At 36.4% G+C, this 10433-nt stretch carries 12 protein-coding genes; 2 read left to right on the top strand and 10 right to left on the bottom strand.

What is annotated here, in order from left to right; translation table 11 throughout:
• The 10 genes from ACWOEC_RS11745 to lacA form a co-directional block, all read right to left on the bottom strand.
• A partial coding sequence (locus tag ACWOEC_RS11745; RefSeq protein WP_455308388.1) for a DUF4298 domain-containing protein occupies positions 1 to 256 on the bottom strand: 256 nt, incomplete at its 3' end.
• Positions 257 to 858: 602 nt separating this feature from the next.
• Positions 859 to 1758: an aldose 1-epimerase family protein gene (locus ACWOEC_RS11740; RefSeq protein WP_455308386.1), complete on the bottom strand. Its 900-nt coding sequence runs from the start codon at positions 1756 to 1758 to the stop codon at positions 859 to 861.
• Between the two features lie 20 nt (positions 1759 to 1778).
• Entirely contained in the window at positions 1779 to 2051 is a 273-nt protein-coding gene (locus tag ACWOEC_RS11735; protein ID WP_455308384.1) for a DUF3884 family protein, read from the bottom strand.
• Positions 2052 to 2073: 22 nt separating this feature from the next.
• Positions 2074 to 3480, bottom strand: coding sequence for a 6-phospho-beta-galactosidase (gene lacG / locus ACWOEC_RS11730; RefSeq protein WP_455308382.1), 1407 nt, complete (start codon positions 3478 to 3480; stop codon positions 2074 to 2076).
• A 146-nt stretch (positions 3481 to 3626) separates the two neighbouring features.
• Complete coding sequence (locus ACWOEC_RS11725) at positions 3627 to 5333, bottom strand: lactose-specific PTS transporter subunit EIIC (protein WP_455308380.1); 1707 nt, start codon at positions 5331 to 5333, stop codon at positions 3627 to 3629.
• Positions 5333 to 5650, bottom strand: coding sequence for a PTS lactose/cellobiose transporter subunit IIA (locus ACWOEC_RS11720; protein WP_002290550.1), 318 nt, complete (start codon positions 5648 to 5650; stop codon positions 5333 to 5335). Before ACWOEC_RS11720 ends, ACWOEC_RS11725 begins: the two co-directional genes overlap by 1 nt.
• Before the next feature lie 27 nt (positions 5651 to 5677).
• Positions 5678 to 6658 carry a tagatose-bisphosphate aldolase gene (gene lacD, locus ACWOEC_RS11715; protein WP_002290551.1) on the bottom strand — a complete coding sequence of 327 codons (981 nt, stop codon included), beginning with the start codon at positions 6656 to 6658 and terminating at the stop codon, positions 5678 to 5680.
• 2 nt (positions 6659 to 6660) lie between these two features.
• Positions 6661 to 7593 (bottom strand): tagatose-6-phosphate kinase, encoded by a 933-nt coding sequence (gene lacC, locus ACWOEC_RS11710; protein ID WP_455308378.1) that lies wholly within the window; start codon positions 7591 to 7593, stop codon positions 6661 to 6663.
• Between the two features lie 10 nt (positions 7594 to 7603).
• The gene (gene lacB, locus ACWOEC_RS11705) at positions 7604 to 8119 is read right to left on the bottom strand and encodes a galactose-6-phosphate isomerase subunit LacB (protein ID WP_002345825.1); all 516 of its coding nucleotides are present in this window, start codon (positions 8117 to 8119) and stop codon (positions 7604 to 7606) included.
• 16 nt (positions 8120 to 8135) lie between these two features.
• Complete coding sequence (lacA, locus tag ACWOEC_RS11700) at positions 8136 to 8561, bottom strand: galactose-6-phosphate isomerase subunit LacA (RefSeq protein ID WP_115255847.1); 426 nt, start codon at positions 8559 to 8561, stop codon at positions 8136 to 8138.
• A gap of 491 nt (positions 8562 to 9052) precedes the next feature.
• On the opposite strand from lacA, the gene ACWOEC_RS11695 reads away from it, so the two are divergent.
• Positions 9053 to 9820 (top strand): DeoR/GlpR family DNA-binding transcription regulator, encoded by a 768-nt coding sequence (locus ACWOEC_RS11695; RefSeq protein WP_455308376.1) that lies wholly within the window; start codon positions 9053 to 9055, stop codon positions 9818 to 9820.
• Between the two features lie 237 nt (positions 9821 to 10057).
• The gene (locus tag ACWOEC_RS11690) at positions 10058 to 10324 is read left to right on the top strand and encodes an HAD family hydrolase (protein WP_455308374.1); all 267 of its coding nucleotides are present in this window, start codon (positions 10058 to 10060) and stop codon (positions 10322 to 10324) included.
• Positions 10325 to 10433 lie beyond the last annotated feature (109 nt).

Here is a 10433-nt window from a genome sequence, read left to right as displayed (position 1 = left end):
CTCCAAGAAGTTCACTATGATCACCAATCATATCATATAATTGGTCTTCTGTTAAAACACCACATTTTACTGGGATTTTTTCAATTTCCATATATTCAAACCATTTTTCACTACCATAAAAATTTTTTAATTCAATATAGTTATTGTAAATTGAGTTAAATTTTTCAACACTATCAATTAAATTAGTTAAGACTGGCATAAAAGTGTCATATTTGTTTTCCATTTGTTGAATCAGCTCTATATCTTTGTTATCCATTTGATAATCCTCTCTCTTTTAGCAATTATCTCAAAAAGCGATTTTTAATGCAATCATTAGTATTTGATAAAGTTATATTTAATGTTGAGATTGCCATTCTAAGCACGTCTAGATCACTGGAATGAGTGATTGCGCTTGATATTGTGCCAATTGGAAGAGATTCAAAAAATTGTATTTGTGATTCTTCGTTTTGCGAAGAATCAACCGACGTCGGTTGATATTGGTATTATCTTAAATTAGAGTATGTATTCTATTTTTGATATGTTGGTACGTACAAACATTTAGATATTTCGAAACGTTACTAAATTTGTGTACGTTCACAAATTGGAAGTCGACTTCCATTATCTGATAACGTTATCATATTTGATTGTTGTCTAACTTAATTTGACAATTAATATTTTAAATCAAGAAGTAGTAAATAATCTTATTTTTTTACTACCAGACTGTCTTTAGATATTAGCTTTTCGTCACCCACTACAGTTGACATAGACCCACAAAAAACTTAAAAACCTTGCGATGTAAGACTGGCACGGAGAAGACCAATCTATCATCACAAGGTAAGAGTATTCAAATCTTACTTAAGAATCAAATAATAACAAATTTTAATTAAGGATAGTAATATCATAGATTTTTCTAGAAGTTTCTTGAGGTGAAATTTTCGTTACCTGTCTTTTATCTTCTAAGAAATTACCTTGTTCAAGTGAAGTGGAGAGACCACTCCAAGGTTCCAAAGCAATGAATGGACTTTTATTAGTTGTAGACCACAGAATCAAGTTCGGAAAATCATCAAAATCTACTCGAAGACCTTTACCAGACTTCCTTGACCGAAGCGTTACGCTACGAGACTTGAGCTGGTCAAGTGTAATGGCATCATGGGAAAAAAGTGAGTAGTCCAAATCGAGAATCTTTTGATTTTCCAAAAAAGGTGTCCGATCTTGCAAATCTAATAATCCTGTCTCAGGAAAACTCTTTGGTATCGAGCAATACTCAACCTCACTAAATTCAATATAATAATCCTCATAGTTTTCACCTTCTACTAAAGGACAATTGAATGCTGGATGGGCTCCAATAAAGTAAGGCATTGTTTTTTCCATTTCCAAGTTCGTTACCTGAAATTCGGTTCTAATTAATTTACCATTCAAGGTATAAACAACTCTCAGTTCAAACTGATATAGGTAATTATCAAGCATCTCAGCATTTGGTTTAATACTAAAGGTCACGCTATTATCATTGACTTCTTCCAGAATAAATTCTTCTTTTCGAACAAAACCATGTCTACGAATAAGACCTTTAAAAAAGGGTCTTTCTTGAGGTCTATAAATAACCCAATCATTTCGTAAACTACCACAGATAGGAAATAGAATAGGCGCCTGTCCATTCCAATAATTTGGATCAGCTTGCCAGAGATACTCTATCCCATCCTTGTCTTTAATCGAAGTCAGTTGACCACCAAGTGTTTTAAACTGAACAGTAAGATACTCGTTTTTTAATTCGATAGTCACAACTAATTCCTTTCTTTTTATTATTGGAAAGGCAAATAACTTACCTCGAAGTGAATAGTCTCACGTATTTCTACATCGAGTGATTGTAAAAATTCCCATTCAAATGCTGGTAACTCTAAATCAGAATGGCAAATCCACTCTTTTCCAGTTGAAACATACCATTTACCACATTTTAGCAACGGGGTAGCTTCAAGCTCAGGAATCATAGGACAATCTTCGAAACTAACAATATATACCTTTTCAAATCTTGCTCTAAATAAGTGTTGTACTTTTTCTAAAATATCGGATAACAATTTTTTACATTTTCAAGTAATATTACTCTATCACTTGAGTTTCTGCTACTTTCTTATACCAATGAGCTGATTTCTTAGGATAGCGTTCTTGCGTGTCAAAGTCTACATAGAATAATCCATAACGTTTTTCGTATCCGTTTGACCATGAGAAGACATCCATAAGTGACCAGATGAAGTAACCTTTAACATTTGCACCATTCACAATTGAGTCTGATAAAACTTCCAAGTGTTTCTTCACGTAATCAATACGACCATCATCATAAACGGTATTATCTACAAACTCATCTTTGTATCCAAGACCGTTTTCAGTGATGTAAATCTTCTTGTAGTTTGGATAATCATTTTTCACTCGCATGATTTGGTCATACAAGCCTTCAGGATAAATAATCCAGTCCCAATCCGTTCTAGGCACATAATCTGGTGCGATTCGGCGACCAACACCTTTAATCTGGTACTTAGAACTTCCTTTTTCACCCTTACCATTGTGAATGATTTCAGTCTCACCATCAAAGGCTTGCATCCAATCACTCATGTAGTAGTTGATACCAAGGAAATCGTTCAAATCTTTAGCTGCTTCAAGTGCTTGGAAATCTTCATCACGAAGATCAAGTTCTCCACCATTTTCAGCTAGGATGTGGTTGACCCCTTCCATCGTTTTATCTGAATAGTGTCCAAGGTAGGTTGCATCCAAGATAAATTTGTTATGGATAATATCTTCTAACTCAGCGGCACGAACATCTGCTGGATTTTCTGGATCATAAGGGTATTTGGTTGGCAACGCATGTACTACACCAATTTCGCCTTTATAACCTTTATCTTTATACAATTTCACAGCACGTGCATGAGAAACCATCATATTGTGGTGTGATTGGAAGACTTTGGCAAGATCATATTGAATGCCTGGAGGGAATTTACCAACCAAGTATTGACCATCTCCAATTGGGCCAATTTCATTGAAAGTTGTCCAGTAGTTTACTTCTGGGAACTCTTCAAAACAGAAAGCGGCATAATCTACAAAGTGTTCTATATTTTCGCGGTTTAAGAAATCTCCATCTGAGTGAAGAACTTCTGGTGTGTCAAAGTGGTGCAAAGTCACGAATGGATCAACATGACGTTTGTGGCACTCGGCAAAAAGATTATGGTAGAATTCAACACCTTTTTCATTTACTTCGCCATAGCCAGTTGGGAAAATACGAGACCAGGCAATTGAAATACGAATACCATTAACGCCATATTTTTCAGCTAATTCTAAATCAACAGGATATTTATGGTAAAAATCACTTGCAGGCTCTGCTGTGTACCAATAATTGTCTTCAAGATACTTATCCCATGCAACTGGGCCTTTACCATCCGTGTGAGTCGCACCTTCTGCTTGATAAGCAGCTGTAGCACCACCAAAAATAAAATCTTTAGGAAGTGTTTTAGTCATAACTATAAATCCTTTCAAAAAAATCATTTGAGACGATATTCTGAGTTCCGGAAACCAAGGAAATGAAATGAAATGCAATGGTATGGTTAACAATATTATAAGGAACTGAAAGAATAATCTCGTCTCAAATAACTTTTACAAATTTATTAATCAAACTGTTGTTGAACAAATGCAAGAGCACCTTGTCCATCACGTGTCAATTTGATATATTGAGCTCCTTCAGTTTTTGCAAGTTTAATGCCGAATTTATCTGTTTCAGCCTTCATGTCATCGAAGTTTGAAGCGACCTGTGGAGCCAAGATAACCAAGTCAAACTCTGACAACATTTCACGGTGAGCACCGTAACTACCCGCTGCCGCTTTGACTGGAACATTGTATTCTGCTGCTGCTTTGTTCAAGGCATTGGCAAGCAAACCACTTGTACCTCCACCTGCACAAAGAACAAGGACATTAGTTTCTTTTGTGATATTATTGTTTGCTGCTACATCTTCTTTAGCAACGCCTGATTTTCCAAGAACGGCATCTGCTTTAGCAGTATTGAAGTTTGCAGTTACTTTTTCTTTAAGAGCATCGTTTGTTTTACCAGAACGTTCTTCTTCAAGAATTTGTTCATCGTATACCCTAACAAATGGGTAATAAATGATAGTATCAACAACTACCAAGAGTCCGGCTAAGATAAATGATAGAACTTGGAAGTTAGTACCGAGTACAATTCCCAACGGACCAGGAGTAACCCATGGAAGGTTGGCAGAGAATGAGTTCATGTTCAATGTGTCAACAAAGAATTTAAAGATCCAAACGTTGACAATCGGAGCGAAAATGAACGGTACAAAGAAAATCGGATTCAATACGATTGGTGCACCAAATAAGATTGGCTCATTAACCCCAAAGAATGTTGGAACAACTGAGGCACGTCCGATGGCACGGTTACGTTCTGATTTACAAATCCACATGAACAAGAATGGAACAATCAATGTAGCTCCTGTTCCACCCATGGTAACAATAAACATTTGAGTACCAGAAGTGATAACTTTATCTGCATGTTGTCCAGCTTGTATAAGATGCAAGTTGGCATCGATATTGGCATAAGTGATAGCAGCGATTGCTGGTTCGACAATTGAAGGACCGTGGATACCAACAAACCAGAAGAAGGCATAAGCACCAAAGATAAGTGTAATTCCAAGGTAACCATCTGCAGCTGAGAAGAGAGGAGCAAGAAGGGTACCGATTGATTCTGCAACGGTTACACCAAGAGTTCCCTTAACAATGAGTTCAAGTCCATAAAGGAGAACAACCGATACAGTGAATGGAATCAAGTCTTTAAATACTTGAGAGATATTTGGTGGAACCTCTTCAGGCATACGAATAGTAACATTATTTTTCACACAGACCTTGTAAACATTAACTGTCACAAAGGCTGCAATAAATGCTGTCAAAAGACCTTTTGTTCCCATGAAGGCTGTCAAGAAGCCTCCTTCTTTTGCAGGCTCAGCTGCCATCAAAAGGAACCCTACCATAGACGCTAGCATCGTAGATAAGAAGTTAATCTGCTTGGTCGCAGGTAGGTCACGGTTCATTGAGTCCGTCAAAGCTTTAGCGGTAGTACCAACAACAAAGAATGCTAGGATACCCATCGAATAGCTATAAGGAGTCATCAAGAAGGTCTCAATGTCTTTTGACCAGTGGAATCCCCAAGCATTTGGGACATAGGCAATAAGGATAAAGATAGATGAGAAAAGGATGACTGGCATACCAGCGATAAATCCATCACGAATAGCACGAAGATAGATGTTTCGAGAGATTTTCTCAAAGAACGGTTTCCCTTTTTCAATAAGTTCAATGAGTTTATGCATTATTTTGCTCCTCTTTTATAAAGTTCGATGAGGTGATGAATCACATCTTTTAATAAGACAGTAGTCATTAAGTGGTCCTGACCATGCATCATGGTAACGCTGTATGGAAGTTCCTCCCCAGAAGCTTCTCGAGCCAACATAGCTGTCTGAGAATTGTGAGCCTCTGCAATACAGCTTCCTGCTTCTACTACAAGACTATCTGCCTTAGCGAAATCACCATTTTCAGCCGCTTTAAGCGCTTCTAAAAGTTTAGAGCGAGCATCTCCAGCATAAGCAACAATTTCAAACCCTAAGAGAGTCATCTCTTCTCTGTTCATAACAATATCCTCCGTTTTATGTTTTTACTATACTTTATCAGTCCATGGACTAGCTGTTTTAACAAGAACTTTGTTAAGTTCATCAATATTTTCGAATCCAGTAGTACGCAACCATTCACGTGCTGCTTTTTCACCTTCTTTGATGTAAGGTTCTACAGATCCTGCCCAAGTAGCACGTCCACAAAGCACACCATTAAACTTGGCACCTGAGTCGTGAGCAAATTGCAATGTTTCTTGGAACAATTTAGCAGATACACCTGCACTTAGGTAGATGTATGGAAGGTTAGTCGCTTCTTCTTGTGCTTTAAAGAAGTCAGCAGCTTCAGCTTTACTGTAAACCACTTCACCATCAGCAAAACCTTCGACATATTTAACGTTAACTGGTACTTCTACTTTAAGAACATCAATGTTAAAGCGTGGATCAGAGAAAACTTTCATCGCTTCAATGACTTTGCGAGGTTTCACTTTTGCGTATTCAACAGAACCTGCATCTGAGATTTCTTCATCATAAGCAAGGATTTCCAAGAAGAAAGGAATATCTTCAGCGACACATTCAGAACCAACACGTTCAATATAAGCTTGTTTTTGTTGGTTAAGTTCATCTGAGCTGTCTACATCATAGTAAAGCAAGAACTTAACGGCATCAGCGCCTTGCTCTTTGATACGTTTTGCAGACCAAACATCCAAGCAGTCAGGCAAACGTTTTGTACTTGATGTATCATAACCTGTTTTTTCATAGGCAAGAAGAAGACCTGCTTCTTTATCCAATGCTTTTGTTGCTGGAAGTCCATATTCAGGGTCAAGCAACATTGAAGAAGCGTATTTTGTAAGTTCATCAGCAACCAAAACCTTTAGTTCTTCCATTTGAGCTACAGTTGGTTCTGTATCTTGATACTGTGCCATCAAACGTTTCAAAGCACCACGTTGGTCAAATGCCAAAGCTGAGATAACACCGTTTTTATCTGAAATTTTTTCCAAAGATTTGCGTTTCTGTTCTGTAAGTACCATTTTTATACCTCTTTTACTTCAATTTGTGAGTTTAGTGTTTCGTAATTAGTCATATTCACATGCCCTGTCATTGTTTCTTGAGCATTTAACATACCCAATGTCATCGCATGTTTTAATAAGTCAGCGTCACTTTTTTTACTATTTAAAGCTGATGCAATACCAGCTACCGTTGAGTCCCCTGATCCGACTGGATTAACAACTGGGATATTAGGAATATCTACCTTATAGAAAACATCACCATGTTTTGCAAAGGCACCGTTTCGACCTAGTGAGACCACTATCCATTCGATACCACTAAAAAGTGACTCTTTAAGAACGTCTTTGAGTTCTTCAGTATCTTTTGTTACTTCTTTTCCAAGCAACTGTGAAAGTTCCTCATTATTAGGTTTGATGGCAGTAGGTTTAGCCGACGATTTTAGAACTGTTTCAAGAGGTGCACCTGAACAATCCAAAACGACTGCTACTCCTTCATCCGAAGCAAGTTGGATAAGTTTTTCATAATAATCGTTGGGAAGTCCTGAAGGTAAACTTCCTGAAATTGTCACAACTTCTGATTGTTTAATAATATTACTATAGTGGTCAAGAAAGCCTTCTGCTTCTTCATGAGAAATTGTTGGTCCTTGTTCCAAAATTTCTGTTTGGTTACCCTCGTGTAAGATAGCAATACAGTTTCTAGTGTTTCCTGAGATTTTATAAAAAGCTGGACTAACAGGAGATTGTTCTAATTCGCTTTCAATAAATTCACCAATTTTACCACCTAAGAAACCTGTAGCAGTAACTTTATCACCAGATTCATACAAGACTCTAGTAACATTTAAGCCTTTTCCACCAGCTGTCTTACTAACATCTTTCACCCTATTCACTGTATCAATTTTCAATGTTTCTAGAGGATAAGAGATGTCTACTGAAGGATTTAGTGTGACTGTCAGAATCATTTGTTATACCTTAATCGTGGTAGTCACCACGGTCCCATCTTTCAAGGAATTCTGTAAAGAAATCTTCATCTGCTTGATGTGCATTATGTGTTTCAACGTGTTCGATTTTTGCAATCAATTTTTTATTTTCTTCTGTTGGTTTGTACTCAGCTTCAATGAAAGCTTCAATGATGTCATTCATAAGAAGACCACCAGTAATCATTCCACCGAAACCGATAACATTCGCATTTAACTCTTCTTTTGCATATATAGCTGATGTCATATCACGAACCAATGCTGAGCGAACACCTGGAACTTTATTGACTGCATTGTTAATGCCGACACCTGTACCGCAGATACATACTCCCAAGTCTGCTTGACCACTTACTACTGCTTCACCGACTTTTTTACCATAGATAGGGTAGTGAGTACGTGCATGGTCATATGTCCCGAAATCAAGGACCTCATGTCCTTTTGATTTCAAGAATTCTGATACTGCCATTTTTTCATCTGTGACAATGTGGTCACATCCAATTGCGATTCTCATTCCTTAACTCCCTTTCTTAACACATCTTGTTAAGCATATCTACTCGGATTTGATGACGTCCGCCATCATATTTACCATTGACAAAACCTTTAGCGATGTTTTTAGCAAGCTCATCACCGACGATTTCAGCGCCAACCGTAATCATTCGTGAATTGTTATGTCCACGTGTCATATAAGCTGAGCGTTCATCTGAAACTTCTGCTGCAACCATACCTTTAATTTTAGTTGCTACCATGAATGGACCAGCTCCATAAGCATCAATTACAATACCTAAGTTTTGCTCATCTTTATTTACTTCAGAGGAAACTGCCAAGGTAACATCAACAAAATCTTGTCCGTCCTTAGTCACATCAATTACCTCAAAACCTTCTTCTACAAGAAAATTTTTCACAACATCCTTTAATCTCGTACCTTTGAGATCTGCACCAACAACAATAGCCATTTTGACCACCTCCTAAATTTTAGAAAGAAATGCTACGTAGAAGTAGAAAATATTTTGCAAAATGTTCAAAAAAACGTTTTCATCATTTCTTTGTTTATATAATATCAAACATCCAAACAAAAAACAACGCTTTTTTGTTTGTTTTTTGTTTATTTTTTGTTTTTTTTAAATTTAAAATAGATAACACCGTTAAATTATTGTTCATTTTTGTTCATTTAATTCATCACAAAATGGACGTGAAATATCTATTCAATTATTACAAAAGTCTTTTACTATCTATAACTTACTGATTAAGAGGTCCTACTTTATTTTCGTCTTATACAAAATCTGACCTAAGCTAATATACGTCAATCCTCTATTCTTATTTCATCATCTAACGTTTGTTTTTATTTGAAATTGTTTGTTTCACCTTAAAAATATTGTCTTTTATGATACAATTAAAAGAGAATTATCTTTGGAAAAAAATTACTTTATGAAAGAAGAGTCTTCATATGAACAAAAAACGACGATTAGAAAAAATTTTAGATATGTTAAAGATTGATGGGATCATAACCATAAAAGAAATAATAGATGAACTAGATATTTCCGATATGACAGCCCGTAGAGACCTTGATACTCTAGAAGCTGATGGATTTTTAACACGTACTCACGGTGGTGCACAATTGCTTTCCTCTAAAAAGCCACTTGAAAAGACACATATAGAGAAGAAAAGTCTAAATACAAAAGAAAAAATTGACATTGCTAAAAAAGCCTGCTCTTTAATCAAAGATGGCGATACTATTTTTATTGGACCCGGAACTACACTTGAACAACTGGCATTAGAATTGAAAGGTCGTAAAGGTTATAAAATTCGTGTCATTACAAATAGTCTTCCTGTGTTCTTGATTCTAAATGATAGCGAAACCATTGATTTATTGCTTCTTGGCGGTGAATATAGAGAAATAACTGGAGCGTTTGTAGGTTCAATGGCTTCGACAAATTTAAAAGCAATGAGATTTGCCAAAGCTTTTGTTAGTGCAAATGCTGTTACCCATAATTCTATTGCTACATATAGTGACAAGGAAGGTGTGATTCAACAACTTGCCCTAAACAATGCTATAGAAAAATTCTTATTAGTAGACAGTACTAAATTCGATCGATACGATTTCTTTAACTTCTATAATCTAGATCAACTCGATACCATCATTACAGATAAACAGATTAGCCCTCAACACTTAGAGGAATTTAGCCAGTACACTACTATTTTAAAAGCGGACTAGAATTATGACTTATAAAAATATTATTTTTGACCTTGATGATACTCTTTATGACCATCAACTCCCCTTTAAATGTAGCGTTGAGAAATGTTTTCCGACGATTGATATCCAACAAATAGATAACATTTATAAACGTTTCAGATATTGGTCTGATGTTGCTTTTCCTAAATACACGAAAAAACTCATCAGTATTGAGCAGCTTAGAATTTTTCGCTGTCATAAGTTCGCTGTCATAAGACTATGGAAGAATTTGGCATCGATAGTATTTCTAGGACAGAAGCTCTAGACTTCCAAGCTGACTATGAATATGAACTCGATCAGATTACGATGATTCCTGAGATACATCAACTACTGCTGGCTCTACATAAAAACCACATCCCAATAGGTATTCTAACTAATGGCCCTGTTGACTTACAGAGTCGAAAACTCCAAAATATTGGTGCCTATCAATATTTTGAAAAGGCATTTGCTTTATGGATAATCGACCAGGCGAATATCGATAGGTAAACTTTTGAAATAATCTCCAGTTTTTCCCCCGATCCACACCGTGCATGCGATTTTCACCGCACACGGCGTTCTATCAACAAATTAAACCTTTTTTTGTTTTCCTAAGTCT

This window comes from Enterococcus bulliens (assembly GCF_053761865.1).
This window is presented reverse-complemented; position numbering and strand designations above follow the sequence as displayed.

Excerpts from the sequence above, each read along its gene's own strand:
- lacG (WP_455308382.1), bottom strand. The coding sequence starts at position 3,480 with ATGACTAAAACACTTCCTAAAGATTTTATTTTTGGTGGTGCTACAGCT.
- ACWOEC_RS11725 (WP_455308380.1), bottom strand. The coding sequence starts at position 5,333 with ATGCATAAACTCATTGAACTTATTGAAAAAGGGAAACCGTTCTTTGAG.
- ACWOEC_RS11720 (WP_002290550.1), bottom strand. The coding sequence starts at position 5,650 with ATGAACAGAGAAGAGATGACTCTCTTAGGGTTTGAAATTGTTGCTTAT.
- lacD (WP_002290551.1), bottom strand. The coding sequence starts at position 6,658 with ATGGTACTTACAGAACAGAAACGCAAATCTTTGGAAAAAATTTCAGAT.
- lacC (WP_455308378.1), bottom strand. The coding sequence starts at position 7,593 with ATGATTCTGACAGTCACACTAAATCCTTCAGTAGACATCTCTTATCCT.
- lacB (WP_002345825.1), bottom strand. The coding sequence starts at position 8,119 with ATGAGAATCGCAATTGGATGTGACCACATTGTCACAGATGAAAAAATG.
- lacA (WP_115255847.1), bottom strand. The coding sequence starts at position 8,561 with ATGGCTATTGTTGTTGGTGCAGATCTCAAAGGTACGAGATTAAAGGAT.
- ACWOEC_RS11695 (WP_455308376.1), top strand. The coding sequence starts at position 9,053 with ATGAACAAAAAACGACGATTAGAAAAAATTTTAGATATGTTAAAGATT.
- ACWOEC_RS11690 (WP_455308374.1), top strand. The coding sequence starts at position 10,058 with ATGGAAGAATTTGGCATCGATAGTATTTCTAGGACAGAAGCTCTAGAC.